The organism is Streptomyces sp. NPDC104096 (genome assembly GCF_055584385.1).
Window position 1 is genome coordinate 59,386 of sequence record NZ_JBVJMD010000013.1, and the last position, 26,754, is coordinate 86,139.

Consider the following 26,754-nt stretch of genomic DNA (forward strand, 5'->3'; position numbering starts at 1 on the left):
CCCACACCGGCCCGTGCCGCCCCCGACCGGTCCGTCCACCTTGCCACCGTCCGCGGCCTTTGCGGTGGAGAGTTCCGTCACAGCACCGACGGCCCCCGGGTCGGCGGGGGCCGTCGAGTGAGAGGCCGGAGGCCGGCGGGTCCCGGGATCAGCGGACGCCGACCGCCGCCAGGGCATCGCGCTGGCGCGGGGTCGGGTGCGCCGGGAAGTAGAGGTAGCAGACCCCTCCGGTGCCGGAGACGACCTTGCCCGAGGCGTTGTAGCGCTTGGTCCGCAGCCAGATGTTCTCGAACTCGGACCGCTTGTACACGCGCCGGACCGCCGCGTCGTCCGCCGAGGCCGGGTCGTTGGCGATCACGTCGCCGTCCGCGGTGAAGCCGATCACCGTCATGAGATGTCCGGCGGTGCCGTAGCCGGCGCCGGTCAGCTCGGTCTTCAGGAACGACTGGGACGTTATGGCCGGGATGCCCGCCGCGATCAGCGTCTCCAGGTCGACGAGGGATCCGAGCCGGGTGACGACGCCCTGGAGGTCCTTGAAGGTGGCCGCGTAGGCGGCGTTGAACGGCCAGTTGCCGCAGCCGCTGTACTGGTGGTCGTAGGTGCTCCGGGCCGCGTGGCACACCTGCGGGTCGGCGTAGGACGGGTCGACCCAGGCCAGCTGTTCCGGGGTGAGCCGGTGACCCCAGTACTCGATGATCATCTGCGAGGAGGTCGGACTGCACCAGGCCTCGCCGCCGTTGTCGTACTGGGGGTACTGACCCTTGTGGATCTCCTGCGAGTAGCGCGGGACGGCCAGCTCCCCGGCGCGCACGGGCGTGGACGCGGGGACCGTGAAACGGTCGGGGATGTCGGAGCCCATCGCACCGATCCGCCAGACCTTCGGGGTGAGCTTGGTGCCGGGCCTGCGGTACAGGGTCAGCCGCAGCCGGTACGAGACCAGGCGCAGGCCCGACGCCGCGTCGTCGATGGAGAAGGTGTCCGTCCAGATCGTGCTCTTGCCGTCGGTCTGGTCGTCGACGGAGGTGCGCTTGATGTCCTGGTCACCGGCGGCCCAGCGGCCCATCACGTACCAGGGGGTGTCGGTGCCGTCGGTGTACGTGCCCCGGAGTTCGATCTGGAGCCAGGTGCCGGCCGGGGTGCGGGCGTTCCACGAGGCGATGACCTCGGTGGCGGGGACGGCGAGCGGGTGGACCGGGGAGGTCCAGGTCCCGTACTCCCAGGCCGCGGTGGTCCCGGTGTGCGGGTCCGTGTAGGAGGAGGTGCCGGCCGGGGTGCCGATCTCCAGACCGGGCCGGGCGCCCGCGACGGGCCGGGTGCCGCGGGCGGCGCCCTCGCGCCACTGGCTGTACGTGGTCCAGGCGCGGTAGTCGACCGCGCGCGCCGGGGGTCCCCCGGGTGCGGCAGCGGCGGGTACGGAGTCGGCGGCGGTGGCCGGTCCCGCGCCGCCCGCCACGGCGGCGGCGACCGCTGCGGCCAGAACGGTTCTCCGGGACGGCTGTTCGGCTCTGCTCATAGGCGGAAGGCTCCCAGGTGTCCGAGTGGGGGGCGGATCCCATGCACGATGTGGGCCCACTATGGCCGCAGGCGACATGCTCCTGCCAGCATTTCGGCCCATGCCGCGCCCACCAATATTGGTCTCAACCACTGACATGACCTGCGACGGTTCGGACGTACGAGCGATGTGGGCACATCGGCGCGAGCGGGACGGCCGTAGACTTTTCCGGACTCCCACGGCCGCAGGCGCACCCCATGCTCCCCCCGAACCCCCCCACCTCGCACCCCGAACCCCGAACACCCGCCCCTCGCACCCCAGGAACGGCCATCCAGCACCTCGCCTCCCGGCTCCGCAGCCTCCCCCCGTCCTGCGGCCCGGTCCGCCTGATCGGGGTCGACGGACACGCCGGCTCCGGAAAGTCCACGTTCGCCGGACGGCTGGCCCACGCCCTCGGCGACGCGCCGGTCCTCCACCTCGACGACATCGCCAGCCACGACGAACTGTTCGGGTGGACCGCGCGGCTGGGCAGCCAGGTGATCGAGCCCCTCGGCCGGGGCGGACAGGCGCACTACGCGCCCTACGACTGGCGCACCCGGCGCTTCCGGGCGCCGCGCGCCCTTGCGCCGGCGCCGGTGATCCTCGTCGAGGGCGTCGGCGCGGGACGCCGCGCGCTGCGACCGCACCTGGCCCGGCTGCTGTGGATGGACTTGCCCGAGGCGGAGTCCTGGGCGCGAGGCCGGTCACGGGACGGCGAGGAGCAGCGGGGCTTCTGGGACGGGTGGGTCGTGGCGGAGCGACGGCACTTCGCCGACGACCCTTCCCGGCCGTTCGCGGACCTTCTGGTGCGGCAGGGACAGGAGGGGTACGAGGTGCTGCCGGGACCCGCCGGGTCCAGGAAACCGGACCGGAAGAACACGCACAGTGACGGACCGTCCGCAGTGTGCTGAACCGGTGAAGATCCCCGCGCGGGAACTTCCGGGAGTGTCCCAACTCGGCTTGACCGGGCGCCCGTACAGGTCTTACGTTCTCAATGTGCGGCGTTGCACGCCGCCCCTTGACGCGAAGCCCCCGGTTGTTCCCCCGTGATCGGGGGCTTCGTTCTGCCCGCAACCGGTTCCGCGGGCCCGTACCGGCTGCCGCGCGGCGTGATCCGCTCACGCTCGGTGACCACCCCCGGGGTCCGTCCCGTCCGCTCCCACCTCGCCAAACGGCCGGTACCGCACCCTACGGCGGGCCGTGCCCCCGCAGGTACGATGCCCTTGGTGCGACCTACGGACGGCTGCTTCGCGCACCTGGCAACTCCGGTCCGCGGCACAGCGGTTCGACCAGGACGCCGCCGGGCGCCGCCCGACGGCGTCCATACCGACGGGGGCACGGTTTGTGGGGGACGTGACGTGATGGACTTCGGCACGCAGGGCCCGAAGGCCCCGGCCGACCTCGCCTGGACGCGAGGCGTGGACGCCTACACGATGGGGGCCTATCCGCAGGCGGAGGAGGAGTTCCGCACCGCGGTGCGGATCGACCCGGGGATGGCGGACGGCTGGCTCGGTCTGCACGCGCTGCGCGTCGACACCACGACCGCGCTGCTGCGGATGTTCCGGCACCGGGAGCGTTTCGGCGAGCAGCGGGCCCGGCACCGGCGCACGCTCAACTCCTGGTACTGGCTGGGCTGGTGGGTGCAGCCCGTACTGGAGAGCCCGCGCGATCTGCTGCTCGCGCACGCCTCCCACTGGCTCGACGGCCGCCATGTCCCGGAGCTGGACCGGGCGCTCGCCGGACTCCCGCCCGTCGACGCCGATCCCCAGGTCCGCTTTCTGCACGCCTGCCGCGCCTACCTCGTCAAGGACTGGGAACAGCTCGTACGGCACACCGAGCAACTGATCGACGACCCCATGCTCGGCATCGAGGCCGGCCTGTTCGGCGGGATGGCCCGGGTCCGGCTGGAGATGTACGGGCAGGCCGAACCCCTGCTGTCGGCGGCCCTGATGCGCTGTCGCAGCGAGCAGCCGCAGCGCAAGGAGCTGCGGTACTGGCTGGCGCGGGCCCACGAGGGGACGGGCCGGTCGGCGGCCGCGCTCCCGCTGTACCGGGCGGTGCACCGGGTCGACCCGGCCTTCATGGACACCTCGGCCCGGCTCGCGGCGATCTCCGAGGGCGACGGCTACGACGACCACGCCGACCTCGCGGCGATCACCCTCACCGGCACCGGGCAGGACACCGTCGACGGCCCCGACCTGCTCGACCCGCTGTACGGCGCCGAGGGCCGGGACCTCAAGTACCCCGCGACCGACCTGCCGCCGTCCGGTCCCCTGCCGTCGGCCGGCGACCCGGTGGTGCGCGCGAAGAGCGCGGTCTCCGCCTCGCCGCTGCCCGCCGGCCCCACCGACCCCGGGTTACTCGAGGAAGCGCTCGCCGAGCTCGAACGCATGGTGGGCCTGGAGCCGGTGAAACGTCAGGTGAAGGCCCTGTCCGCGCAGTTGAACATGGCCCGGCTGCGGGCCGGGCAGGGCCTGCCGGTGCAGCCGCCCAAACGCCACTTCGTCTTCTCGGGCCCCTCCGGCACCGGCAAGACCACCGTGGCCCGCATCCTCGGCCGCGTCTTCTACGCCCTCGGTCTGCTGGGCGGCGACCATCTGGTGGAGGCGCAGCGGGCCGACCTCGTCGGCGAGTACCTCGGCCAGACGGCCGTGAAGGCCAACGAGCTGATCGACTCGGCCCTCGGCGGCGTCCTCTTCGTCGACGAGGCGTACTCCCTGTCCAACACCGGCTACGGCAAGGGCGACGCCTACGGCGACGAGGCCCTCCAGGTGCTGCTGAAACGGGCGGAGGACAACCGCGACCACCTGGTGGTGATCCTGGCCGGGTATCCGGAGGGCATGGACCGGCTGCTCGCCGCCAACCCCGGACTGTCCTCGCGCTTCACCACCCGGGTCGACTTCCCCTCGTACCGCCCGCTCGAACTGACCTCCATCGGCGAGGTGCTGGCCGCCGAGAACGGCGACGTGTGGGACGAGGAGGCGCTCGACGAACTGCGTTCCATCGCCGGGCACGTGGTCGACCAGGGCTGGATCGACGAACTGGGCAACGGGCGGTTCCTGCGGACGCTGTACGAGAAGAGCTGCGCCTACCGGGACCTGCGGCTGTCGATGTATCCGGGGAGCCTGTCGCGCGACGACCTGTCGACGCTGCGGCTGCCCGACCTGATGCAGGCGTACGGCGAGGTGCTGTCGGGCCGGGGCCCGCAGGATCCGTCCGCCCTGTGACGGATCCCGCGGGCCCGCTCGCGCGTCAGCTCGCCATGGCCCCCTCCGGGGACGGGGGACCCGCCTGCTCCAGCGGGACCGGGATCTTGACGGTGCTCACCCGCGGCTCGGCCACCCTGGCCTCCGGGGCCTTGCGGTGCGCGGGATCCCGTACCTCGCCGACCAGCAGCTCCAGTACGTCCTCCAGCGCGACCAGGCCGAGCACCTTCCCGGTGGGATCGGCGACCTGGGCCAGGTGCGTGGCCGCGCGCCGCATCACCGTGAGCGCGTCGTCCAGCGGCAGTTCGGACCGCAGGGTCGTCATGGGCCGCCAGATGTGCTGCGGCACCGCCCGCCGGGACTCCTCCACGTCGAGTACGTCCTTGACGTGCAGGTACCCCATGAAGGCGCCGTTCTCCGCCGCGATCGGGAACCGGGAGTAGCCGGTGCGGCCGGTGAGCTCGACGATCTGTCCGGGGGTGACCGAAGGGCTGACCGTCACCAGGGACTCGCGCGGCAGCAGCACGTCCATGACCGGGCGGGAACCCAGTTCGAGGGCGTCCTCCAGGCGCTCCTGCTCCTCCGGGTCGAGCAGGCCCGCCTGCCCGGAGTCCTCCACCAGCCGGTTGAGCTGCTCGCTGGTGAAGACGGCCTCGACCTCGTCCTTGGGCTCGACGCGGAAGAGCTTCAGGATGCCCTGGGCGCAGGCGCCGAGGGCCACCGTGATCGGCCGGCACAGACGGGCGAAGGCGACCAGACCGGGGCTGAGCCACAGCGCCGCCTTCTCGGGGGCCGCCATCGCGAGGTTCTTCGGGACCATCTCGCCGATCACGAGGTGGAAGAAGACCACCGCCGCGAGCGCGATGACGTACCCCAGGGGGTGGATCACACCGGCCGGGAGGTGGATCGCCTCGAAGAGCGGCTCCAGCAGCCGCGCGACGGTCGGTTCGGCGACCGCGCCCAGCGTCAGCGAACAGACGGTGATGCCGAACTGGGCGGCGGCCATCATCTGCGGCAGCCGCTCCAGGCCGTGGAGCACCTGGCGGGCCCGGGCGGTGCCGAGCGGCTCGATCTGGCTGCGGCGCACGGACACCAGCGCGAACTCGGCCCCGACGAAGAAGCCGTTGGCGAGCACGAGCAGCGCCGCGAAGACGAGTTGGAGCACGCTCATCGGGCCGCCTCCATCACCGCGGCGGTCCTGACCAGGCGGACCCGCTCGGCGCGGTAGTGCCCGACCTGACGCACGGACAGCCGCCAGCCCGGCAGCTCCGCCCGGTCGCCGGGGGCCGGGATCCGGCCCAGCAGGTCGGCGACCAGGCCCGCGACGGTCTCGTACGGGCCCTCCGGCACGTCGAGGCCTATGCGCTGCAGGATGTCCACCCGGCAGCTTCCGTCGACGTCCCAGGCGGGCCTGCCGTCCTCGGGCGGGGCGGCGGCGAGCTCGGGCAGGTCCTGGCCGTCGTGCTCGTCGCGGACCTCGCCGACGAGTTCCTCGACGATGTCCTCCAGGGTGACCACGCCGGCCGTGCCGCCGTACTCGTCGACGACGACCGCGATGGGCTGCTCGCTGCGCAGCCGTGCCAGCAGCGGCTGCACGGGCAGCGACTCGGGCACCAGCAGCGCCGGGCGGGCGATCCGGCCGACGGGGGTGCGCAGCCGGTCCTGGGCGGGGACCGCCAAGGCGTCCTTGAGATGGACCATGCCCACGATCTCGTCGATCTTCTCGCGGTAGACGGGGAAGCGGGACAGGCCGGTGGCCCGGGTGAGATTGACCACGTCCTCGGCGGTCGCCGACGACTGGAGCGCGCTCACCCTGACCCGCGGGGTCATGACGTGCTGCGCGGTGAGCTCGCCCAGCGACAGGGTCCGTACGAAGAGGTCGGCCGTGTCCTGTTCCAGGGCGCCGGCCTGGGCCGAGTGCCGGGCGAGCGAGACGAGCTCGCCCGGGGTGCGGGCGGAGGCCAGTTCCTCTGCGGGCTCGATGCCCAGGGCGCGCACGAGCCGGTTGGCGACGGCGTTGAGCGCCGCGATGACCGGCCGGAACAGCCGGGCGAAGACGTGCTGCGGGCCCGCGACGAACCGGGCGACCTGGAGCGGCTTGGACACCGCCCAGTTCTTGGGCACGAGTTCGCCGATCACCATCTGCACGGCCGCCGCCAGCAGCATGCCGACGACCACGGCGACCCCGGACGCCGCGCCCTCGGGCACGCCGAGCGCGGTGAACGGGCCGTGCAGCAGCCGCGCGAGCGCGGGCTCGGCGAGCATGCCGACGACCAGGGAGGTGATGGTGATGCCGAGCTGGGTGCCGGAGAGCTGGAAGGACAGCTCCTTGAGCGACTCGACGACCGTACGGGCCCGTCGGTCGCCGTCGGCGGCGGCCTTCTCGGCCTCCGGGCGTTCGACCGTCACGAGGCCGAACTCGGCCGCGACGAAGAAACCGTTGGCGAGGATGAGCACAAAAGCCGCTCCGAGGAGCAGCAGGGAGATGGTCATGATGCCGCCGCCTCCGCACGGACACGGACACGGTCCGCGCTATGTCGGCAGGGGGCGGCGCAGGTACTACAGGACGATCCGTCCATCGCCGGAGAGGGTCACTCCTCGGGTTGCAGGAATCCCCTGTGTGCCGGGACGGCACCACAGGGGCGGAGGCGCAGCGAAAGCGCCTCCGCCACCAGATTAATCAAGACACCGGCCCGTGCGGCAGGGTGGACGGCCCCGAGTCAGCCCTGATGTTGCTCCGGGTCGCGGATCGAGCGGGCTTCGACGAGCATGCGCAGGGTGCGCGCGTCGGCGACGGCCCGCTGCCTGGCGATGCCGGGCTGGATGCCGAGCGCGGGCAGGCTGGTGCCGTCGCTGAGGTCGAGGTAGACCCAGGGGTCGCCGGCCCGCAGATTCACCCGGAGGATCTCCGCCCAGGCCAGGCGGCGCCTGCTCGCGATGTTGACCACGGTGACGCCGGAGTCGTCGGCGACGACCCGCACCCGGGCTAGCAGGGCCAGCACCCAGAAGATGACGGCTCCGGTGAGGACGAAGCTGAGCCGCTCCCCCGGGCCGAGCTGCTCCAGCAGCATCGCGACCGCGGAGATGACCACGAAGATCGCGACACCGGCGCCGAGCAGCACGGCGCGGGTGCGGCCCGGCCGGAAGGTGACGGGCAGGCTGGGCAGGTCGGACATCGGTGTGCGTTTTCCCGGACTCAGAGGCGGCAGGCGTGGATGGCCGTGGTCAGGATGGCCCGCGCGCCGATGTCGTACAGGTCGTCCATGATCCGCTGGGCCTCCTTGGACGGGACCATCGCGCGGACGGCGACCCAGCCCTCGTTGTGCAGCGGGGAGACGGTCGGGGACTCCAGGCCGGGGGTCAGCGCGACGGCCTTCTCCAGCTGCTCGACCCGGCAGTCGTAGTCCATCATCACGTACGTCCGGGCCACCAGGACGCCCTGGAGGCGGCGCAGGAACTGCTGGACCTTGGGCTCCTCGACGTCCGCGCCGGTGCGGCGGATCACGACGGCCTCGGACTTCATGATGGGGTCGCCGAAGACCTCCAGGCCCGCGTTGCGCAGCGAGGTGCCGGTCTCGACGACGTCCGCGATGACCTCGGCGACGCCGAGTTCGATGGCGGTCTCGACGGCGCCGTCGAGGTGGACCACGGAGGCGTCGACGCCCTGGTCGGCGAGGTAACCCGCGACGATGCCCTCGTAGGAGGTGGCGACCGTGCGGCCCTTGAGGTCCTGGACGGTGTTCGCGGTGCCGGGCTTGGCGGCGAAGCGGAAGGTGGAGCGGGCGAAGCCGAGCGGCAGGATCTCCTCGGCCCCGGCGGCGGAGTCGACCAGCAGGTCGCGGCCGGTGACGCCGATGTCGAGGCGGCCGGAGGAGACGTAGATCGCGATGTCGCGGGGGCGGAGGTAGAAGAACTCGACCTCGTTGACCGGGTCGACGATCCGCAGCTCCTTGGACTCCCGGCGCTGCTGGTAGCCGGCCTCATGCAGCATCTCCGCCGCAGGTCCGGACAGGGAACCCTTGTTGGGGACGGCGATGCGCAGCATGAGGTCGGCTTCCTTCGCTCGGTCGTACGGGAGTGCCGTACGGGGAGTTTCGTACGGGGACGGTGGTGCGGGTGCGGCTCAGAGGTGGGCGTAGACGTCGTCCAGGGAGATCCCCCGGGCGACCATCATCACCTGGACGTGGTAGAGCAGCTGCGAGATCTCCTCGGCGGCTGCCTCCTTGCCCTCGTACTCGGCGGCCATCCAGACTTCGGCGGCCTCCTCGACGACCTTCTTGCCGATGGCATGGACGCCCTTGCCGACCAGCTCGGCGGTGCGGGAGGTGGCGGGGTCGGCGGTGGCGGCCTTGTGCTGGAGCTCGGTGAAGAGCTCCTCGAAAGTCTTCTTGGACATGGTGGTCCTCACCCTACGCGGTCCCGCCGGTACCTCAGTGCCAGGGTTCGGATACTGAACGCAGGACGGCCGCGGTCGCCACCGCCGCGGTCACCGCCTCGTGGCCCTTGTCCTCGCTGGAGCCCTCGATGCCCGCCCGGTCCAGTGCCTGTTCCTCGGTGTCGCAGGTCAGCACGCCGAAGCCGACGGGGACACCGGTCTCGACGGACACCTGGGTGAGGCCATGGGTGACGCCCTGGCACACGTACTCGAAGTGGGGCGTGCCGCCACGGATGACGACGCCGAGGGCGACGACCGCGTCGTAGCCGCGGCCCGCGAGGACCTTGGCCGCGACCGGGAGTTCCCAGCTGCCGGGGACCCTCAGCAGGGTCGGCTCGTCGATGCCGAGGTCGTGCAGGGCGCGCAGCGCGCCGTCGACCAGACCGTCCATCACCTTCTCGTGCCACTGCGCCGCGATGACGGCGACCCGCAGGTCCCCCACGTTGCGTACGGACAGTTCCGGTGCACCCTTGCCGCTCACGTCTCTCCTTCGTGCTGTCTGTTACTGGTTGCCGCAGGTGGACGCGGTGGGCGCGTCCAGCCAGGGCAGGTCGTGCCCCATCCGGTCCCGCTTGGTGCGCAGGTAGCGGAGGTTGTGCTCGCCCGCCTGCACGGGCATCGGCTCGCGGCCGGTGACCTCGATGCCGTGGCGCTCCAGCGCGGCGGTCTTGTCGGGGTTGTTGGTCATCAGGCGTACGCCGCGCACCCCGAGGTCGGTGAGGATCTGCGCGCCGGCTCCGTAGTCGCGGGCGTCGGCGGGCAGGCCGAGTTCGAGGTTGGCGTCGAGGGTGTCGTGGCCGCGTTCCTGGAGCTCGTAGGCGCGCAGCTTGGACAGCAGGCCGATGCCGCGGCCCTCGTGTCCGCGCAGATAGACCACCACGCCCCGGCCCTCGCTCTGGATGCGTTCCAGGGACGTGTCGAGCTGGGGGCCGCAGTCGCAGCGCTGGGAGCCGAAGACGTCGCCGGTGAGGCATTCGGAGTGGACGCGGACCAGGACGTCCTCGCCGTCGCCGAGGTCGCCGTGGACCAGGGCGACGTGCTCGACGCCGTCGACGGTGGAGCGGTATCCGTACGCGGTGAACGTGCCGTGGACGGTGGGCAGTCGGGTCTCGGCCTCGCGGCGGACGGTGGGTTCGGCGGAGCGGCGGTAGGCGATCAGGTCCTCGATGGAGATGATCGTCAGTCCGTGCTTGCGGGCGAACGGGATCAGCTCGGGCAGCCGCAGCATCCGGCCGTCCTCGCCGGCGATCTCGACGATCGCGCCGGCCGGGCGCAGTCCGGCCAGCCGGGCGAGGTCGACGGCGGCCTCGGTGTGGCCGTTGCGGGCCAGGACGCCGCCCGGCCGGGCGCGCAGCGGGAAGATGTGGCCGGGGCGGACGAGGTCGGTGGGCTGCGCGGTGCCGCTCGCGAGGAGTTGCAGGGTGGTCGCGCGGTCGGCGGCCGAGATGCCGGTGCTCACGCCGTGCTCGGCGGAGGCGTCCACGGAGACGGTGAACGCGGTCTTCATGGACTCGGTGTTGTCCTCGACCATCTGCGGGAGCCGGAGCCGGTCGAGTTCCTCGCCCTCCATGGGGGCACAGATCAGGCCGCGGCACTCGGTCATCATGAAGGCGACGATCTCGGGGGTGGCCTTCTCGGCGGCGACGACGAGGTCGCCCTCGTTCTCGCGGTCCTCGTCGTCGACGACGACGATCGGGCGGCCGGCCGCGATGTCGGCGATGGCCTGCTCGATCGGGTCGAGCGCGAAGTCCTCGACGCCGTCGGGGCCGTCGGTGCTGTACGGGAAAGGTGCCGCGTTCATGCCGGTGCTCCTTCCAGAGCGGGCTGGGGACCCCGGCGGGACCGCAGCCACCAGTCGCGCATGCCCCACAGGACGAGCGCGCCGTAGATGACGTAGACGAATCCGGAGAAGGCGAAGCCGTTGGCGAAGTTCAGGGGGACGCCGACGACGTCGACGAGCAGCCAGGCGAACCAGAACTCGACCATGCCGCGGGCCTGGGCGTACATCGCGACGACGGTGCCGACGAAGATGTAGGCGTCCGGCCAGGGGTCCCAGGACAGGGACGGGTAGGCCTTGAAGAGCAGGGCCACGGCGACGGTGCCGACGGCGGCGGCCGCGACCAGGACCGCGCGCTCGCGCCAGGTGGCGAAGCGTACGGCGATGTGGCCGTCCTCGCCCTGGCCCTTGCCGCGGTTCCACTGCCACCAGCCGTAGACGGCGACGACCATGACGACGACCTGCTTGCCCGCGCTGCCGGAGAGGTGGGCGGTGGCGAAGGCCGCGAACAGGATGAGGCCGGAGACGAACTGGGCGGGCCAGCTCCACAGGGAGCGCCGCCAGCCGAAGGCGAGGGCGATCAGCCCGATCACGTTGCCTATCATGTCCGACCACTTGATGTGCTGGTCGAGCAGGACGAAGGCCTCGGAGTTCAGCCAGTTCACCGGGTGACCCCCTGACCGGCCGCGAGCAGGCGCTCGACGTACTTGGCGACGACGTCCACCTCGAGGTTGACCGGGTCGCCGGGCTGCTTGAGGCCGAGCGTGGTCAGGGCGAGGGTGGTGGGGATGAGGCTGACGGTGAAGTGGTCGGGGCCCGCGTCGACGACGGTGAGGCTGATGCCGTCGACCGTGATGGAGCCCTTCTCGACGACGTAGCGCGCGAGGTCCGCGGGGAGCGAGACCTTCACGATCTCCCAGTTCTCGGAGGGGGTGCGCGCCAGGACTTCGCCGGTGCCGTCGACGTGGCCCTGCACGATGTGCCCGCCGAGGCGGGCGCCGACGGCGGTGGGGCGTTCGAGGTTGACGCGGGAGCCGACGCCCAGGGCGCCGAGGCTGGAGCGGTCGAGGGTCTCGGCCATGACGTCGGCGGTGAACTCGTCACCCTCGTGCTCGACGACGGTGAGACAGACACCGTTCACGGCGATGGAGTCGCCGTGCTTCGCGCCCTCGGTCACGACGGGGCCGCGCAGCCGGAAGCGCGAGGCGTCGCCGAGGTTCTCGACGGCGGTGATCTCGCCCAGCTCTTCGACGATTCCGGTGAACACTTCCCGGGTCCTCCTGCCACATAGGGGCACGGACTCCGGGGCCTGTCGAGGACGACAGAAAGTACGGACTACGGCACCGGGGGCGACGCCGGACAGACTCGTCCGCACGGACGAGCACATACGGCGGCGCGCACGAATGCCCGCCCGCCGCGCACTGCCTCCCATCCGGACTTTAACCGTCGGTCCAGGAATTTCACCTGGTCAACCGGCCGCTGGAAGCGACCGGGTCGCGGACTGTAACCGCCGGTTCGGACTTTCACCGACCCCGGAGTGCGCTGCTTTAGGTACAGGGCCAGTCTGCCACGGCCGATCGGTGTCCATGCGGACGACTCGTGTGGGGTCGCTCACAAGTGACGTCACTGGACTTCTCGAACGGCCCTACGGGACCCAATCCCCCGTCACCCCAGGCCACTTGGGACCGACCCGCACATGGTCCATACCTATTGACGCAGTGGTCTAGTCCTTTTTAGGGTTCGACCGATGCCCGGCGGCGGTGACGACGGCCCTTGCCCGCCGCCGGGCCGCCCCACCCGCGCACGCCCCGGCCCTCGGCCGGGCGCGCTACCGCTCCCCCGGTCCGAACAGTTGCCGCTGGGCCGACTCGCGCGCCGTCAGCAGCGCCCCCCGCAGCACCGCCGCACCGCCCAGCAGGCCGGCCCGCACCTCCGTCGGCAGCGGGGACATCGTGCGGATCCGCTCCGCGACCCGGGCGGCCAGCACCTCGCCCCCGGCCCGCCCCACCTCGCCGCCGAGGACCACGCAGCCCGGGTCCAGCACGGCGGCGACGGAGGCGACGCCGACGGCGATCCGGCCGGCCAGGGCGTCCAGGAAGCGGTCGGCGGCGGCGCCGGACGTGGAGACCGCCTCGGCGACGACGGCGGCGGCCCGCGGTTCGTGGGCGGCCGGCGCGGCGAGGATGCCGTGCTCCGCGGCGAGGCCGGTGATCGCCTCCGACCCCACCAGGGCGTGGAAGCCGCCGTCGCAGCCCGTGGCCGAGGGGAGCCCGCCGGTCCCCGGCACCGGCAGGAAGCCGATCTCCCCCGTCCCGCCGGAGGCGCCCCGGCGCAGGACGCCGTCGAGCACCACGGCCGCGCCGGTGCCGTGGCCGAGCCAGAGCAGCACGAAGGTGTCGCGGTCGCGGGCCGCGCCGTCGCGCTGCTCGGCCAGGGCGGCGAGGTTGGTCTCGTTCTCGACCAGGACCCGGGCGTCCGGGAACCGCTCCTGGAGCGCGGCCACCAGGCGGCGGTGCCATTCGGGCAGCCCCGTGGAGTCGCGCAGTTCACCGGTGGCCGGCGCGATGAGGCCGGGGGCGCCGATGCCGACCGTGTGCAGCCGGTCGACACCGGCCTCCTTCGCGACCCGTTCGACCAGCGCGACCGCCCGTTCGAGGGCCGGCCCGGTGTCCGTGTCGCCGCCGATCGGCACCGACGCCTCGGCGAGCACCTCGCCGAGCAGGTCGGAGACGACCACGGCGACGCTCTCGGTGCGCACGTCCAGCGCGGCGAGATGGGCGAGGTCGGCGACGATGCCGTACAACCGCGCGTTCGGACCGCGCCGTTGCTCCCCGGACTCGCCCACCACCGAGATCAGGCCGGAGACGGTGAGGCGCTCGACGAGGTCGGCGACGGTCGGCCGGGACAGACCGGTGCGCTCTTTCAACTGCCCTGCCGTCAACGGGCCTTCCTGCAACAGCCGCAGGGCGAGCCGGTCGTTGATGGCCCGGGCGGTGCTCGGGGATGCGGGCATGCCGGGAATCCTCCCAGATCGACGCGGCCGCACGGCGGGCACCTGCCCCTCGCCTCGCGAGGCCTGATGAACCCTTTCTATCAGGCAGGGTTCCTGATAGTTTACGTCGGCGCTACGGCGATCCACTACAGGGGTACACACGTCCGGGAGGGGCCCGACAATGAGTGCAGTGGTCTACGAGGCGTCCGAGGTGCGGCGCGCCCGGTACGCCGTGGCGGCCGTGTTCGCCGTGCACGGCGCCGTCACCGGCTCGTTCGCGACCCGGGTGCCCTGGATCCAGGACCACGCCTCGCTCAGCACCGGCCAGTTGGGGCTCGCCCTGGCCTTCACGGCGTTCGGCGCCTCCTGCTCCATGCCGCTGGCCGGCCGGATCAGCCACACCCTCGGCAGCCGCAACGCCCTGCGCCTTCTGATCGCTATGTGGACGGTGTCGCTGATCCTGCCCGGCCTGGCGACCAATCTGTACACGCTGTGCCTGGCGATGTTCGTCTACGGGGCGAGCGCGGGCATGGCGGACGTCGCGATGAACGCGCTGGGCGTCGAGGTCGAGCGGCTGCTCGACAAGTCGATCATGTCCGGGCTGCACGGCATGTGGAGCGCGGGCGCCCTGATCGGCTCGGCGGCCGGCACGCTCGCCGCCCACCTCGGCTCGGACGCGCGCCTGCACTTCGCGGCGGCCTCCGTGATCCTCACCCTGCTCGGCGTGCTCGCCTGCCGCTGGGTGCTGGACCTCCAGCCGGCCGAGGACGAGGAGCCGCCGCCGCGGTTCGCGCTGCCGCCGCGGTCGGCGCTGCTGATCGGCGCGGTCGGCTTCTGCGCGGTGTTCGCCGAGGGCGCCAGCCTGGACTGGTCGGCGGTGTACCTGCGGGACCGGCTGGAGGCGTCGGCGGGCCTCGCGGCGGCCTCGACGACCGGCTTCATGCTGACCATGGCGGCGGCCCGGATCCTCGGGGACGCGGCGGTGGACCGCTTCGGCGCGGTGCGCACGGTCCGCGCGGGCGGCGTCCTGGCCACGCTCGGCGGGCTGCTCGTCGTGGTGGCCGGCCATCCGGCCGTGGCGATGGGCGGGTTCGCGCTGATGGGGCTCGGTATCGCGGTCGTCGTACCGCTGTGCTTCGCGGCGGCGGGCCGCAGCGGCCCGAACCCCAGCCAGGCCATCGCGGGCGTCGCGACGATCACCTACACCTCGGGGCTGATCGCGCCGAGCCTGATCGGCGGGGTCGCCCAGGCGACCAGCCTGATGGTGTCGTTCTGCCTGGTGACCGCGCTGTCCTGCGGGCTCGCCGTGTTCGCGGGCGTGCTGCGGGCCGGTGAGCGCGACCGGCCCACGGTCAGTCCGCGGGCCGCAGCAGTTCCCGACCCGCGGCCCTGAACCGCTCGCTCCAGGGCGCGGGCCGCAGCGTCGCCGCGTCCAGCCGGACCAGTACCCGGGCGCCCTGGGCGTAGGTCACCGCCCCGTCGGCCGAGCAGAACCGGAACCCGTACGTCAGACCGGTGTTGCCGAGCCGTTCCAGCCAGAGGTGGACGGCGTAGGTGCCGGTCCGGGTGACCGGGGCGTCGTAGCTGATCCGGAGTTCCCGGACCGCGTTGCAGGCGTCCCCGGCCGCCGCCCAGTCGCCGTCGAAGCGGATGCCGTGCTCCTGCCACAGCTCGCTCCACGCGCGCTCGACCATGAGCGGGTAGCGGGCGTTGTGCAGCAGGCCGAGGGCGTCGAGGTCGTCGAAGTGGACGGTGACGGGGACGAGTCGGCCGTAGGAGAGGGCGGGGGCAGTCGGGGCTTCGGCGGTCACGGGTGGTGCTCCTGACACAGTTGAGACGCTTACGTCCATCCTAAGCGGACGCTCAGAAGGCGGGCCGGGGCGGCCCCCGCCCACCCCACCCGGCCGGTCTCCCAGGAAAGGCCCTGCCCAGCCCCCTCCTCGACAATGGTGCGGACGGTCGTACCTTCCGACGAAAGCGAACCCGCACCATGGATCTCGGTGTCCGCTGGAAACTGCACGGGGACGGACGCACTCCGGCGCCGGGCGCGGTGGTCCGGCCCGACGAGCGGCTGTCCTGGCCCCGCACGGTCGGGCTGGGCGCCCAGCACGTGGTGGCGATGTTCGGCGCGTCCTTCGTGGCCCCCGTCCTGATGGGCCTGGACCCGAACCTCGCGATCATGATGTCCGGCGTCGCCACCGTGATCTTCCTGCTCGCGACCCGCGGCCGGGTGCCCAGCTATCTGGGCTGTTCGCTGTCCTTCGTCGGGGTCGCCGCGGTGATCCGCGCCCAGGGCGGCACCAGCGCCACGGTGACCGGCGCGGTCTTCGTCGTCGGTGTCGCCCTGTTCCTGGTCGGACTGGCCGTGCAGCGCTTCGGGGCGCGGATCATCCACGCCGCGATGCCGCCGATCGTGACCGGCGCGGTCGTGATGCTGATCGGCTTCAACCTCGCCCCGGTCACCGCCTCCACCTACTGGCCGCAGGACCAGTGGACGGCCCTGCTGGTGATGCTGTTCACCGGTATGGCGGTCGTCTGTCTGCGTGGTTTCTGGTCCCGCATCGCGATCTTCCTGGGCCTGGTCTTCGGATACGGCATCTCCTGGGCCTTCGACGCGGTCTTCGGGAAGATCCACTCGGTGGACGCGAGCGGCAAGGTCACCGACCACTGGCGGCTGGACCTGTCCGGCGTCGGCAAGGCCGACTGGATCGGGCTGCCGTCGTTCCACGGGCCGTCGTTCCAGTGGTCGGCGATCCTGGTCGCGCTGCCGGTCGTCATCGCGCTGGTCGCCGAGAACGCCGGACACGTCAAGGCGGTCGGCGAGATGACCGGCGACCCGCTGGACGACGAGCTCGGCACGGCGATCTCGGCGGACGGCGCGGCCTCCATGCTGTCGACCGCGGTGGGCGGTCCGCCCAACACCACGTACTCCGAGAACATCGGCGTGATGGCCGCGACCCGCGTCTACTCGACCGCCGCCTACTGGGCCGCCGCCGGCTTCGCCCTGCTGTTCGGTCTGTGCCCGAAGTTCGGCGCGGTCGTCGCGGCGATCCCGGGCGGGGTGCTCGGCGGCATCACCGTGATCCTGTACGGCATGATCGGGCTGCTCGGCGCCCAGATCTGGCTGAACGGCAGGGTGGACCTGCGCAACCCGCTGAACCTGGTGCCGGCCGCGGCGGGCATCATCATCGGCGTCGGCAACGTCAGCATGAAGTTCACCGCCAACTTCTCGCTGAGCGGGATCGCCCTCGGCACCCTGGTCGTCATCACCGGCTACCACGCGCTGCGCGCCTTCGCGCCGGCCCACCTCAAGTACCAGACACCGCTGCTGGACGCGGGCACGTCGGCGTACGACGACAACGACGGTGGCGGCGACGGCGGTCAGCGCGCCAGGTCGTAGGCGTACGAGGCGCTGAACGTCCCCGGCTCTCCCTTGCAGCCGTCGGACTCCCCGGGCAGCTTCACCCACAGGTAGGCGTCGATGCGTCCCTCGCCGGTGCTCAGCGTGGGCGCCCGGCCGATCCTCCGGCCGTCCGGGTCGCACCACTGTCCGCCTGCCGGGGCGCCGTTGCCGTTGCGGCTGGTGTCGATCACCGCGCCGAGGTCCGCGGGCCCGCCGAGGGCGTCGAGGACCGCACGGTCGTAGGCGATCTCGTCGGCGGTGCGGTGGAAGTTGGAGACGTTGCTGAAGACGCCGTCCGAGGAGGCGGCCGACGCGGCACCCGCCTGCCTGAGCAGCGCCGCCTGCTGCGCCGCGGGGTTCCAGGCCGAGTGGCCTGCGTCGTAGTAGACCCGGGCCCGCGGGTCGGCGCTCTTCAGGACCCGGCCGGCCCGGGCCAGCGAGGCGAAGCGGGCGTCGCGGTCGGCGGCGGAGAGGCAGTCGGCCTGCGCGACCGCGTCGGGTTCCAGCACCACCATGACCTCGCCGGAGCCCAGCCCGGCGGCGACGTCGTCGATCCAGCCGTCGTAGGCGTCGAGGTCGGACGCCCCGCCCTCGGAGGCGCCGCCGCAGTCGCGGTCCGGGATCGCGTACACCACGACGGCGGGCACCCGGCCCGCGGCCGCGGCCGCCGCCGTGACCGCGCGGACCCGCGCGGTGGTGTCCGTCGCCTCGGCGTCGGTGAACCACACCGCCGCCGGCTGTTCGGCGATCCGGGACTCGATGACGGCCGCGCGGGGATCGCCGGGATGGTCGTGGACCCACTCGTCCACCTGGGAGTCGGGGTGGTGGTAGAGGCGGGACGACACGGCGGCGGTCGGCCGGGCCCGCCGGGCGCCGGTCGGGGAGGCGGTGGGACTCCCCTTCGCCTTCGGCTCGGGCAACGGCGAGGACGAGGCCCCGGCCGACGGGACCGGCGGCACGGCCGGCCACGACGCCAGGGTCGGTGAACCGGTCGGGCCGGGCCGGGCCTCGTCGGAACCCCGGGCCCCGCCCGGCGCGGACGTCATCCCGGCCACGGTGGCGACGGCCACCACCACGGACGCGAGCGCGACCATGCTCCCCCGCCCGACGGCGCGGCCGCGCCGGTCCGCGCGCACGGCCGGGCGCTGGGCACGTAAGCCTGCCAAGGTGCTGATCCCCTCTCCCGCACGACGGGATCGTTCCCCCGTTCTGGGGAAGCGTCGGGCCCGCCGGCACTGCGCAGAGCCTAGGACTGGGACCCTGCCCCCATGGCGCAATTGGAACAGTTCACCACTTCCGTAGACACCGTGGTCTCCCGTATGCGCGCCCTGGACGCGACCTTGGACGCGCGGGACGGGATCGCGGTCTTCAACCGCGTCTACCTCACGGTGACCGAGGAGGTCGACCGGCACATCGACCGTGGGGAGTTCGCGGACCCGCGGGCCGCGATCACGCTGGACGTCCGGTTCGCGGAGCGCTATCTGACGGCGGTCGACGCGGTGGCCGACGGGCGCCGCCCACCGGCCTGCTGGCGGCCGCTGTTCCAGCTCCGCCGCCATCCCGGGGTACGCCCCGTGCAGTTCGCGCTCGCGGGCATCAACGCGCACATCGGCCACGATCTGGCGCTCGCCGTCGTGGACGCCTGTCGTACGCTCGACTGCGAACCAGGCGCTCTGGAGGACGAGTTCGACCGCGTGGGCGAGCTGCTCGGATCGCTGGAGGAACGCATCCGCGACGAGCTGACGCCGGGTCCCGACCTGTTCCGGATCGCCGATCCGCTGGCCCATCTGCTCGGCTCCTGGAGCCTGGAACGCGCCCGGGAGGCCGCCTGGTCGGCGGCGCGGGCCCTGTGGGCGCTGCGCACACTGCCCGGCCTGGCCGGGGAGTTCGCCGAGCGCCTGGACGCGGCGGTCGGTCTGGCGGGCCGCATGCTGCTGACCCCGCTGCCGCACCGATCCGCCGCGCCGGTGACCTGATCCCGGCGCCGGACGTCTCAACCGCCTCATGCGCGTTGTACGTTCGACAGAACCGCACCCTGTGTCGAAGGAGCAGTTGGGCATGGCGACCAAGCTCGGACTCGGTCTTCCGCAGAACCGGAAGTACGACCTCGGCCGGGACGTGCCGGACGTGGCACGCACCGCGGAGGCGATCGGCTACGACAGCCTCTGGGTCTACGAGCGGCTCCTCGTCCCCGAACCCGCCACCCAGGGCCTGTACGGCGTCGAGGGCCTGCCCTGGCCGGACGGGTACCGCGGGGTGGCCGAACCGCTGGTCACCCTCACGCTCGCCGCGGCGGCCACCGAACGGGTCGAGCTGGGCAGCAGTGTGCTGGTCGCGCCGCTGCACATGCCGTTCCGACTCGCCAAGGCGCTCGCCACGCTGGACGCGGCCAGCGGCGGCCGGGTGCTCGCGGGCTTCGGCACGGGCTGGTCGCACGACGAGTACGCGGCGTCGTCGGTGCGCCCGTTCGAGGAGCGCGGCGCGGCCCTGGACGAGCTGGTCGGGGTGTGCCGCGCGGTCTGGGGCCCGGACCCGGTGTCGTACGACGGCCGGGTCACGAGGATCGCCTCGGCGGTCGTGGGTCCCAAGCCCGTCCGGCCGATCCCGATCCTGCTGGCGGCGGGCCCGGGGCGGGCTCAGCGTCGGCTGGTCGACCACGCCGACGGGTGGCTGCCGGTGGGCATGGGCGCGGAGAAACTCGCCGCGCAGTGGCGCGCGTTGCAGGACCTGGCCGCCGAACGCGGGCGCACCAGGCCGATCCGGACGGTGCTGCGCGCCAACGCCCGCTACCTGGCCCAGGGCCACTCCGGGGCCCGCCGCGCCCCCTTCCACGGCAGCGTCGACCAGATCGTCGAGGACCTCGCCGCGCACGCCGAGGTCGGTCTCGACGAGATCCTCGTCGAGCTCCAGTCCGAGACGCGTGACGCGCAGGAGCTGAAGGATGTGGCGGCGGAGGTCTACGAGAAGGCTCGGGCGGCGGGGGTCTGAGTCCGCCGCCCGAGACCGGCCCGCGCGGGTCGGCCCGCCGTTGCCCGCCGCCCGAGACCGGCCCGCGTCGGCCGGCGCCCGCCGTTCGGGCGGCTCCGGCCCGCCGGGGTCAGTCCTCCGGGAGTTCCACGGGGGCGATGTCGGCGTAGACGTCGCCCGGGCCCGGGTTGGTCGCGTCGGTCGTGCCGCCGAAGTGGTGCATGACGCCCCAGACCGCGTTCAGCGCGGTCTGGATCGCGCCCTCGGCCCAGCCCGCCGTCCAGGAGATGTCGTCGCCCGCGAGGAAGATGCCCCGCTTGTCCTCGGGCAGCGACTCCTGCATGAAGTGCGTGAACAGGCGCCGCTGGTAACGGTAGTGACCGGGCAGGTTGGCCTTGAACGCGCCCATGAAGTAGGGCTCGTTCTCCCAGGAGACGGTCACCGGGTTGCCGATGATGTGCTTCCGGATGTCGACCTTCGGGTAGATCTCGCCGAGCGACTTCAGCATGACCTCCATCCGCTCGCTCGCGGACAGCGGCAGCCACTTCAGGCTGTCGTCGCACCAGGTGTACGAGAGGCAGATGACGGCGGGCCTGTCCGGGCCGTCGTCCAGCAGGTAGGTGCCGCGGGTCATGCGGTCGGTGAGCGTCATCGACATGACGTCACGGCCGGTCTCCTCGTCCTTGTCCAGCCAGAACGGCCGGTCCACGGGCACGAAGAGCTTGCTGGACTCCATGTAGTGGGTGCGCTCGATCGCGGTCCAGTGGTCGATCGGGAAGAGCGAGTCGTCGCAGGCGATCTTCGACAGCAGCATCCAGGACTGGGCGGTGAAGACGGCCGCCCTGTAGGTACGGATGTCGCCGTTCGCGTCCGTCACGGTGATCTGGTTGCCCGCGGTGCGGTGCAGCCGGGTCACGGCCGGCTTCGGCTCGCCGTCCGTGTGCAGCGACTTCAGCGAGGTGCCGTACGGCCAGTGGACGATCTTCTGCGGCTCGCGCTCCCACAGGCGCAGCGGAAGCTGCTGGGAGCCGCCGACGATGCCGCGGTGGTGGTCGTCGGCCTCGGTGTAGACGACCCGCAGGATCTCCAGGATGGAGTTGGGGAAGTCGGTGTCCCAGCCGCCGGTGCCGAAGCCGACCTGGCCGAAGATCTCGCGGTGCCGGAAGGACTTGAAGGACTCGGACTCGCAGAGGAAGCCGTAGAAGGTCTGGTTGTCGAGCTTCTCGACCAGCCGGGCCCAGATCTCGCGGATGCGCGGCACGTCGCGCTCGCGCATGGCCTGGTTCATGTCGGAGAAGTCGGCGCCGTCCTCCAGGCAGGCGTTCCAGGCGTTCATCACGTCGCGGTAGACCTGCGGCAGGTCGTCGACGCTGGTCGCGTAGTGCGACTCGCCCTTGAGGTCGACGACGGTCGACGGGGTCGCCTCGGCGAGGGGGTTGGGGAAGGGCCGGGTCTCGAGGCCCACCAGGTCGATGTAGTGCTGGAGCGCCGTGGAGGACGGCGGGAAGCGCATCGCGCCCATCTCCGCGGTCAGGGAGGGGTCGCAGCCCTCGAAGCCCACGGTCCGCAGCCGGCCGCCGATCTGGTCGGCCTCGTACACGACGGGCTTGAGGCCCATCTTCATCAGCTCGTACGCGGCCACCACACCGGACAGACCGCCGCCGATGACGGCGACCTCCGCGCCGTGCTCGGTCGCGGGTATCTGGCCGAGCCCGGCCGGGTGGGCGAGGAAGTCGTCGTACGCGTACGGGAAGTCCGGGCCGAACATGGTGATCGGCGGCTGCTGCTCGTCTGCGTGCTCGACGGCGTTGGGCACGGTGGACGTCATGGGGCACGGACTCCTTGCGCGAAAAACATGGGGAAGGGGGAGCGGGGAGGGCTGGAGGGGTGCAGCGGGGTCAGACGAGGGATCCGTAGAGGCCGGGGCGGCGGTCCTTCAGATACGGGTTCGTCTCGCGGGACGCGGCGAGGAGGGCGGGGTCCACGTCGGCGAGCAGCAGTTCCTCGGCGCGGCCGCCGCGGGTGCGGGCGACCCCGTCGGGGCCGGCCAGCGTGGACAGCCCGACGAACTCGAACTCCCCCTCACGGCCGACCCGGTTGACGTAGGCGACGTACATCTGGTTCTCGAAGGCGCGCACCGGCACCACGGAATCGGCGACGAACTGGAACGGGTGCATCTGCGCCGTCGGCACCACCAGGAGGTCGGTGCCGGCCAGGGCGTGGGCGCGGACGTTCTCCGGGAACTCGACGTCGTAGCAGATCATGATGCCGACCCGCAGACCGTTCAGTTCGGCCTGGACGACCGGCGTCCCGCCCGGGACGAAGTGCTCGTGCTCGAAGCAGCCGAAGAGGTGGGTCTTGCGGTAGTTCGCGAGGCGGGTGCCGTCGGCGGAGATCAGCTGGGCGGAGTTGAAGACGGCCTCGCCGTCGCGCTCGGGGTAGCCGTAGGCGACCGCGAGGCCGTGCCGGGTCGCGCTCTCGGCGATCTCGTCGGCGCAGGCGCCGTCGGCGGGCTCGGCGAGGCGGCCGATGTCGTCGCCGATCGCGTACCCGGTCAGGAACATCTCCGGGGTGACCAGCAGCGCGGCGCCCGCGGCGGCGGCACGGCCCGCGGCCTCGTCGAGGACCTTGAGGTTCTCGACGACGGAACCGGGGCGGCCGGAGCTCTGGAGCAGGGCGGTGCGCATGCGTGTTCCTCACCGGTACGGAGGGGGTTCGGGGTCACGTAGACGGTACGGGCGGCGGAACGGGCCGGACAAGAAGGAGCCGTTGCGCGCCGGTGAGCGGTTCGTTGCGTCGCACCCGGGGTGGACGGCGATTCGTTGCGCGGGCCCCTCACAGCTCGCGCAGGCGGTCCGCGATCTCGCGCAGCAGCTCGGGGTCGGTGGCCGGGCCCGCGACGACCGGACGCGGTTCGTCGACGCGCACCACACCGGCCGTGACCAGGTCGCCGAGCAGCACGCGGACGACGGTCAGCGGCAGGTCGGCGTCGGCCGCGAGCTCGACGACCGGCCGCGGCCCACGGCGCACCAGGTCGAGCAGGGAGGACCGGGCGTGGTCGAGCGCCGGGCCGCCGTCGTCCGGCCACAGGGCCGTGACCTGGGACATCAGGTCCATGACGGGTCCGCCGGAAGGCCGGGTCCGGCCGTGTGTCACGGCGTAGGGCCGGACCATCGGCCCGGTCTCGTCCTCGTACCAGTGGTCGTCGTCTGCCACCAGGGGATCAGGCGTCGGCCGGACCGGCGGGGGCGGCGGCCTCTCGCACGGCGGCGTCCAGATGGCGGCCGACGCGGCGGACGAGCAGTTCCATCTCGTGGGCGAGCTGGCCGACGTCGGTCTCCGCCTCGCTGAGCACGGCGAGACGGCTGCCGTTGCCCGCCGGGGTGATGAAGAGATAGGCGTCGTCGAGCATGACCATGGTCTGCCGTACCCTGCCCGCGGCGAACCGCTCGCCCGCCGAGCGGGCCAGGCTGTGGAACCCGGCGCAGACGGCGGCCAGATGCTCGATGTCGCGCCGGTCGATCCCCTCCGAGCAGCACAGCGGCAGTCCGTCGGCGGTGAGCAGTACCGCCCGACGGACGTGGTCGGTCCGGGCCACCAGGTCGTCGAGCAGCCAGCCGAGATCCGTACCGGGCTGTTCGACGGTGTTGTCAGGGAGCATCGTCGGCGTCCCGCCTTTCGTCCGTGTCGGCCGGCTCACCGGCGGTGTGGGCATACGGCGTGCCGCCGGTTCGAGCGTCGGCGGTGCGGCCGGTTCTTTCACCGGCGGTGGCGGTGCGGGGGTGTCCGGGGTCCGTCAAGCCCTCCGTGGTCCGGGGGTGGACGGGGTCCGTCAGGCCCTCCGTGGTCCGGGGGTGCCGGGCGTCGGCGGGTTCTCCGGGTGCGGGGGCGTCCTCGGGGCAGGGCTCGACGCCCCTGCGTCCGCGGTCCAGCCCGCGCTGGAAGGAGCCGAAGATCGCCCGCATGTCCTCGGCGCTCACCTCGCGTCCGGAGGCCTCGCCGGAGGGCCTCGGGGGCTCCTGGCGCAGTTCGGGGGCGAGGGCCGCCTGCCGGACCCGGGTGGGCAGCACGGCTGCACCGGGCGTGGCCGACGCGGGAGCGGGTCCGGGGCCGGGGTCGAGTTCGGGGTCGGGGTCGGGCGCGGCGGAATCGGGCAGCGCGGGTCGACGGCGGGTGGGCAGCGGACCCGCCGTCGGCACGGGCCCGGTCGGCAGGGCGACGGTCGCGGCGGCGACCGGTTCTCCGGCACCGGACCCCACGGCGGCCCGCGCGCCGTGGCCGGTCTCCGCAGCGGCCTGCGCGCCGTTGCCGGTCTCCGCAGCGGCCCGCGCGCCGTTGCCGGTCTCCGCCGTGCCGGACCCCGTCGGGCCCACCGTCGCGAGCAGCGCCTCCGGCAGCAGCACCACCGCCGTGGTCCCGCCGTACGGGGACCGGCACAGCGTGACCTCGATGCCCTGGCGGGCGGCGAGCCGGCTGACCACGTAGAGGCCGAGGCGGTCGTGCCGGGTCGGGTCGAACTCGTCGGGGCGGGTGAGGGTGCGCCGGGCCTGCTCCGCCTGCTCCGGGTCGAGGCCCAGCCCGCGGTCGTCGATCTCCAGGACGAACCCGCCGCGGGCCTGCCCGGTGCGCAGGGTGACCTGGGTGTGCGGCGGGGAGAACACCGTGGCGTTCTCCAGGAGTTCGGCGATCAGGTGGACCACGTCGGCCACGGCGTCCGCGGCGATGCCGATCCGCTCCATGGACGGGACGACCACGCGCGCGTAGTCCTCGATCTCGCTGACCGCGGCGGAGACGACGTCGGCGACCGGGACCGGGCTGCGCCATCTGCGGCCGGGAGCGGCGCCGGAGAGGATGATCAGGCTCTCCGCGTGACGTCTCATACGGGTGGTGAGGTGGTCGATCCGGAACAGCTCCTGGAGGATGTCCGGATCGTCCGTCCGCCGCTCCAGCGTGTCGACGAGCTTCAACTGCCGGTGCACCAAGGCCTGGTTGCGGCGGGCGATGTTGAGCAGCACCGCGAACAGCCCGCGCCGCAGGGTGGCCTGCTGCACGGCGGCCTCGACGGCCGCGAGGCGGGCGGAGTTGAAGGACCGGCCGACGTCGCCGATCTCGTCGGCGGCCTTCTCGCCGTCCGACAGGGGCGGCGCCTCGGCCGCCGCGTCGACTTCCTCACCGGCACTCAACCTGCTCATCACCGAGGGAAGTTGGCGGGTGGCCAGCAGGTCGGCCGCGTCCCGCAGCAGCTCCAGGCGGCGCGAGATACGACGCGCGCCGCGCACCGCGAACCACAACGACAGGGACACGGCGGCGAGTCCGAGGACGGCCACGACCGCGGCACGGGTCAGCTCGCCATAGGCGAACTCGCGTCCGCGCGCGGCGGAGTTCTCCGCGGCCCTGGTGCACAGCTGCATGTAGCGCTTGACGGCCCGGTCGGTGGTGGTGCGCCAGGAGTCGGCCGCGACGGCCCGCGCCGCGCCGCCCGCCCCCGCCCGCAGCAGGGCGTCCTCGCTCTTCGTGAGCTGCCGGTGCAGGTCCTCGCGCTGGAACTGCTCGAACAGCGTCCGGGAGTCGGCCGGCAGGTCGGGCACATAGGTCCGCTCGAAGACCCGGCGGTCCTCGATGGTCGCGGTCAGCATGTCGTACTGGCCGTCGGTCAGCCTGCCCGCGGCCCGCGCCCCGGCGACCAGCGCGTCCTCGCGGGAGACGAACTCCCGCACCCGGACGAGTTCGACGACGGTCTGCGCCTCGCGCGCCAACTGTCCCGCCTGGAGCGCGGTGAGCGCGGACGGGACGTCGAAGCCGGGCTCCAGGAGCGTGTCGTAGGCGGTCACCGCCCCGTCCCAGGAGATGTCGCGGGACAGCACGCGCTCGCGCAGCCGCTCCAGCCCGCCCACGGAGGCGACCATGGCGTCCAGGGCCTCGCGCTGCCGGGCGGAGAGCCGGCCGCGGTCGCCGTTCCCGATCGCCTCGCGCATCGCCTCGACGGCGCGGTCGGTGCGCCGCTGCTGCGTCATCAGGTCCAGCGCGGCGGCCGTACGGTGGCCGCCGCCCAGGTAGGCGGCCGAGAGGCGGCGCTCGATCTGGATCTGCCCGACCGCAGTGTCGACGGGGGTGCCGAAGTCCTCGTACACCCCCTGGAGGCGGATCAGGGCGCGCAGTTCGCCGGTGACCGACACCATGGCGAAGGACCACAGCGTCATCAGGGCGAGGACGGGGGCGAGCGCGAGGGCCACGATGCGCGCGCGTACGGTGGCGGAACGGCCGAAGGGCCAGCGCATGGACTCCCCAGGGCGGCAGTGCGGTTCGGACGGCGAGGCACGGGTTGGCCGCCACTCGCTGTTACCGGCGGGTAGCTGGCGGCGCTCAAACTACGGGATGCCCTGGCCGTCCCGCAATGGTTACCAAAGGTAACTCCGGGTCACTTCAGCCGCGGTACGGCAAAG

24 protein-coding genes and 1 riboswitch are annotated in these 26,754 nt (G+C 72.6%); of the genes, 6 read left to right on the forward strand and 18 right to left on the reverse strand.

Annotated elements, in window-relative coordinates; genetic code table 11:
- Positions 1-148 precede the first annotated feature (148 nt).
- A complete protein-coding gene (locus ACZ60B_RS16395; RefSeq protein WP_469387432.1) occupies positions 149-1,513 on the reverse strand; it encodes a peptidase C39 family protein in 1,365 nt (454 codons plus the stop codon).
- A 236-nt stretch (positions 1,514-1,749) separates the two neighbouring features.
- Here ACZ60B_RS16395 and ACZ60B_RS16400 point away from each other — a divergent pair, with 236 nt between their 5' ends.
- Together ACZ60B_RS16400 and ACZ60B_RS16405 are read left to right on the forward strand one after the other, a co-directional pair.
- Entirely contained in the window at positions 1,750-2,442 is a 693-nt protein-coding gene (locus ACZ60B_RS16400) for a uridine kinase family protein (protein ID WP_469387434.1), read from the forward strand.
- A gap of 450 nt (positions 2,443-2,892) precedes the next feature.
- Positions 2,893-4,758, forward strand: coding sequence for an AAA family ATPase (locus tag ACZ60B_RS16405; protein WP_469387436.1), 1,866 nt, complete (start codon positions 2,893-2,895; stop codon positions 4,756-4,758).
- Positions 4,759-4,783: 25 nt separating this feature from the next.
- Here the strand turns inward: ACZ60B_RS16405 and ACZ60B_RS16410 are convergent, their stop codons facing one another.
- The 10 genes from ACZ60B_RS16410 to ACZ60B_RS16455 form a co-directional block, all read right to left on the reverse strand.
- Positions 4,784-5,908, reverse strand: a complete 1,125-nt coding sequence (locus tag ACZ60B_RS16410) for a hemolysin family protein (protein ID WP_469387438.1) — start codon at positions 5,906-5,908, stop codon at positions 4,784-4,786.
- Positions 5,905-7,230, reverse strand: a complete 1,326-nt coding sequence (locus ACZ60B_RS16415) for a hemolysin family protein (protein WP_469387440.1) — start codon at positions 7,228-7,230, stop codon at positions 5,905-5,907. The genes ACZ60B_RS16410 and ACZ60B_RS16415 overlap by 4 nt, the downstream gene beginning before the upstream one ends.
- 227 nt (positions 7,231-7,457) lie before the next feature.
- The gene (locus ACZ60B_RS16420) at positions 7,458-7,913 is read right to left on the reverse strand and encodes a PH domain-containing protein (protein ID WP_469387442.1); all 456 of its coding nucleotides are present in this window, start codon (positions 7,911-7,913) and stop codon (positions 7,458-7,460) included.
- Positions 7,914-7,933: 20 nt separating this feature from the next.
- Entirely contained in the window at positions 7,934-8,782 is an 849-nt protein-coding gene (gene hisG / locus ACZ60B_RS16425) for an ATP phosphoribosyltransferase (RefSeq protein ID WP_469387444.1), read from the reverse strand.
- 78 nt (positions 8,783-8,860) lie between these two features.
- Positions 8,861-9,133 (reverse strand): phosphoribosyl-ATP diphosphatase, encoded by a 273-nt coding sequence (locus ACZ60B_RS16430; RefSeq protein ID WP_450666183.1) that lies wholly within the window; start codon positions 9,131-9,133, stop codon positions 8,861-8,863.
- 34 nt (positions 9,134-9,167) lie between these two features.
- Positions 9,168-9,653 carry a 6,7-dimethyl-8-ribityllumazine synthase gene (gene ribH / locus ACZ60B_RS16435; RefSeq protein WP_469387447.1) on the reverse strand — a complete coding sequence of 162 codons (486 nt, stop codon included), beginning with the start codon at positions 9,651-9,653 and terminating at the stop codon, positions 9,168-9,170.
- Positions 9,654-9,674: 21 nt separating this feature from the next.
- Positions 9,675-10,973, reverse strand: a complete 1,299-nt coding sequence (locus tag ACZ60B_RS16440; protein WP_469387449.1) for a bifunctional 3,4-dihydroxy-2-butanone-4-phosphate synthase/GTP cyclohydrolase II — start codon at positions 10,971-10,973, stop codon at positions 9,675-9,677.
- Positions 10,970-11,614, reverse strand: coding sequence for a nicotinamide riboside transporter PnuC (gene pnuC / locus ACZ60B_RS16445; RefSeq protein ID WP_469387450.1), 645 nt, complete (start codon positions 11,612-11,614; stop codon positions 10,970-10,972). Before pnuC ends, ACZ60B_RS16440 begins: the two co-directional genes overlap by 4 nt.
- Positions 11,611-12,216, reverse strand: a complete 606-nt coding sequence (locus tag ACZ60B_RS16450; RefSeq protein WP_469387451.1) for a riboflavin synthase — start codon at positions 12,214-12,216, stop codon at positions 11,611-11,613. Before ACZ60B_RS16450 ends, pnuC begins: the two co-directional genes overlap by 4 nt.
- 147 nt (positions 12,217-12,363) lie before the next feature.
- Positions 12,364-12,494, reverse strand: a riboswitch (FMN riboswitch).
- A 283-nt stretch (positions 12,495-12,777) separates the two neighbouring features.
- Positions 12,778-13,962, reverse strand: a complete 1,185-nt coding sequence (locus ACZ60B_RS16455) for an ROK family transcriptional regulator (RefSeq protein ID WP_469387452.1) — start codon at positions 13,960-13,962, stop codon at positions 12,778-12,780.
- Between the two features lie 160 nt (positions 13,963-14,122).
- Between ACZ60B_RS16455 and ACZ60B_RS16460 the strand changes: the two genes are divergently transcribed.
- Positions 14,123-15,334 (forward strand): MFS transporter, encoded by a 1,212-nt coding sequence (locus tag ACZ60B_RS16460; RefSeq protein ID WP_469387453.1) that lies wholly within the window; start codon positions 14,123-14,125, stop codon positions 15,332-15,334.
- On the opposite strand, the gene ACZ60B_RS16465 is transcribed toward ACZ60B_RS16460, so the two are convergent.
- A complete protein-coding gene (locus ACZ60B_RS16465) occupies positions 15,294-15,752 on the reverse strand; it encodes an acyl-CoA thioesterase (RefSeq protein ID WP_454395383.1) in 459 nt (152 codons plus the stop codon). The two genes, ACZ60B_RS16460 and ACZ60B_RS16465, sit on opposite strands and share 41 nt — an antisense overlap.
- A gap of 179 nt (positions 15,753-15,931) precedes the next feature.
- Here ACZ60B_RS16465 and ACZ60B_RS16470 point away from each other — a divergent pair, with 179 nt between their 5' ends.
- Complete coding sequence (locus tag ACZ60B_RS16470; protein ID WP_469387454.1) at positions 15,932-17,341, forward strand: uracil-xanthine permease family protein; 1,410 nt, start codon at positions 15,932-15,934, stop codon at positions 17,339-17,341.
- Here the strand turns inward: ACZ60B_RS16470 and ACZ60B_RS16475 are convergent.
- Positions 17,323-18,438 carry a glycoside hydrolase family 6 protein gene (locus ACZ60B_RS16475; protein ID WP_469387637.1) on the reverse strand — a complete coding sequence of 372 codons (1,116 nt, stop codon included), beginning with the start codon at positions 18,436-18,438 and terminating at the stop codon, positions 17,323-17,325. The genes ACZ60B_RS16470 and ACZ60B_RS16475 overlap by 19 nt on opposite strands.
- A 174-nt stretch (positions 18,439-18,612) precedes the next feature.
- Between ACZ60B_RS16475 and ACZ60B_RS16480 the strand changes: the two genes are divergently transcribed.
- Positions 18,613-19,320 carry a DUF5995 family protein gene (locus tag ACZ60B_RS16480; RefSeq protein WP_469387455.1) on the forward strand — a complete coding sequence of 236 codons (708 nt, stop codon included), beginning with the start codon at positions 18,613-18,615 and terminating at the stop codon, positions 19,318-19,320.
- An 82-nt stretch (positions 19,321-19,402) separates the two neighbouring features.
- Positions 19,403-20,332 carry an LLM class F420-dependent oxidoreductase gene (locus tag ACZ60B_RS16485; RefSeq protein WP_469387456.1) on the forward strand — a complete coding sequence of 310 codons (930 nt, stop codon included), beginning with the start codon at positions 19,403-19,405 and terminating at the stop codon, positions 20,330-20,332.
- A gap of 109 nt (positions 20,333-20,441) precedes the next feature.
- Here ACZ60B_RS16485 and ACZ60B_RS16490 read toward each other — a convergent pair whose 3' ends face one another.
- From ACZ60B_RS16490 to ACZ60B_RS16510, 5 genes are all read right to left on the reverse strand, one after another.
- Positions 20,442-22,139, reverse strand: coding sequence for a flavin monoamine oxidase family protein (locus ACZ60B_RS16490; protein ID WP_469387457.1), 1,698 nt, complete (start codon positions 22,137-22,139; stop codon positions 20,442-20,444).
- A gap of 70 nt (positions 22,140-22,209) precedes the next feature.
- Complete coding sequence (locus ACZ60B_RS16495) at positions 22,210-22,998, reverse strand: carbon-nitrogen hydrolase family protein (protein WP_469387458.1); 789 nt, start codon at positions 22,996-22,998, stop codon at positions 22,210-22,212.
- 148 nt (positions 22,999-23,146) lie between these two features.
- On the reverse strand, positions 23,147-23,527 hold the full coding sequence (locus tag ACZ60B_RS16500; RefSeq protein WP_469387459.1) for a DUF742 domain-containing protein: 381 nt from the start codon (positions 23,525-23,527) through the stop codon (positions 23,147-23,149).
- A 7-nt stretch (positions 23,528-23,534) separates the two neighbouring features.
- Positions 23,535-23,972, reverse strand: a complete 438-nt coding sequence (locus ACZ60B_RS16505; RefSeq protein WP_469387460.1) for a roadblock/LC7 domain-containing protein — start codon at positions 23,970-23,972, stop codon at positions 23,535-23,537.
- On the reverse strand, positions 23,962-26,589 hold the full coding sequence (locus ACZ60B_RS16510; RefSeq protein WP_469387462.1) for a sensor histidine kinase: 2,628 nt from the start codon (positions 26,587-26,589) through the stop codon (positions 23,962-23,964). The genes ACZ60B_RS16505 and ACZ60B_RS16510 overlap by 11 nt, the downstream gene beginning before the upstream one ends.
- Positions 26,590-26,754 lie beyond the last annotated feature (165 nt).

What these genes read in the sequence shown, in the direction of transcription:
- ACZ60B_RS16395 (WP_469387432.1), bottom strand. Translation starts at nt 1,513, where the DNA reads ATGAGCAGAGCCGAACAGCCGTCCCGGAGAACCGTTCTGGCCGCAGCG.
- ACZ60B_RS16400 (WP_469387434.1), top strand. Translation starts at nt 1,750, where the DNA reads ATGCTCCCCCCGAACCCCCCCACCTCGCACCCCGAACCCCGAACACCC.
- ACZ60B_RS16405 (WP_469387436.1), top strand. Translation starts at nt 2,893, where the DNA reads ATGGACTTCGGCACGCAGGGCCCGAAGGCCCCGGCCGACCTCGCCTGG.
- ACZ60B_RS16410 (WP_469387438.1), bottom strand. Translation starts at nt 5,908, where the DNA reads ATGAGCGTGCTCCAACTCGTCTTCGCGGCGCTGCTCGTGCTCGCCAAC.
- ACZ60B_RS16415 (WP_469387440.1), bottom strand. Translation starts at nt 7,230, where the DNA reads ATGACCATCTCCCTGCTGCTCCTCGGAGCGGCTTTTGTGCTCATCCTC.
- ACZ60B_RS16420 (WP_469387442.1), bottom strand. Translation starts at nt 7,913, where the DNA reads ATGTCCGACCTGCCCAGCCTGCCCGTCACCTTCCGGCCGGGCCGCACC.
- hisG (WP_469387444.1), bottom strand. Translation starts at nt 8,782, where the DNA reads ATGCTGCGCATCGCCGTCCCCAACAAGGGTTCCCTGTCCGGACCTGCG.
- ACZ60B_RS16430 (WP_450666183.1), bottom strand. Translation starts at nt 9,133, where the DNA reads ATGTCCAAGAAGACTTTCGAGGAGCTCTTCACCGAGCTCCAGCACAAG.
- ACZ60B_RS16440 (WP_469387449.1), bottom strand. Translation starts at nt 10,973, where the DNA reads ATGAACGCGGCACCTTTCCCGTACAGCACCGACGGCCCCGACGGCGTC.
- ACZ60B_RS16455 (WP_469387452.1), bottom strand. Translation starts at nt 13,962, where the DNA reads ATGCCCGCATCCCCGAGCACCGCCCGGGCCATCAACGACCGGCTCGCC.
- ACZ60B_RS16460 (WP_469387453.1), top strand. Translation starts at nt 14,123, where the DNA reads ATGAGTGCAGTGGTCTACGAGGCGTCCGAGGTGCGGCGCGCCCGGTAC.
- ACZ60B_RS16470 (WP_469387454.1), top strand. Translation starts at nt 15,932, where the DNA reads ATGGATCTCGGTGTCCGCTGGAAACTGCACGGGGACGGACGCACTCCG.
- ACZ60B_RS16475 (WP_469387637.1), bottom strand. Translation starts at nt 18,438, where the DNA reads ATGGTCGCGCTCGCGTCCGTGGTGGTGGCCGTCGCCACCGTGGCCGGG.
- ACZ60B_RS16480 (WP_469387455.1), top strand. Translation starts at nt 18,613, where the DNA reads ATGGCGCAATTGGAACAGTTCACCACTTCCGTAGACACCGTGGTCTCC.
- ACZ60B_RS16485 (WP_469387456.1), top strand. Translation starts at nt 19,403, where the DNA reads ATGGCGACCAAGCTCGGACTCGGTCTTCCGCAGAACCGGAAGTACGAC.
- ACZ60B_RS16490 (WP_469387457.1), bottom strand. Translation starts at nt 22,139, where the DNA reads ATGACGTCCACCGTGCCCAACGCCGTCGAGCACGCAGACGAGCAGCAG.
- ACZ60B_RS16495 (WP_469387458.1), bottom strand. Translation starts at nt 22,998, where the DNA reads ATGCGCACCGCCCTGCTCCAGAGCTCCGGCCGCCCCGGTTCCGTCGTC.
- ACZ60B_RS16505 (WP_469387460.1), bottom strand. Translation starts at nt 23,972, where the DNA reads ATGCTCCCTGACAACACCGTCGAACAGCCCGGTACGGATCTCGGCTGG.
- ACZ60B_RS16510 (WP_469387462.1), bottom strand. Translation starts at nt 26,589, where the DNA reads ATGCGCTGGCCCTTCGGCCGTTCCGCCACCGTACGCGCGCGCATCGTG.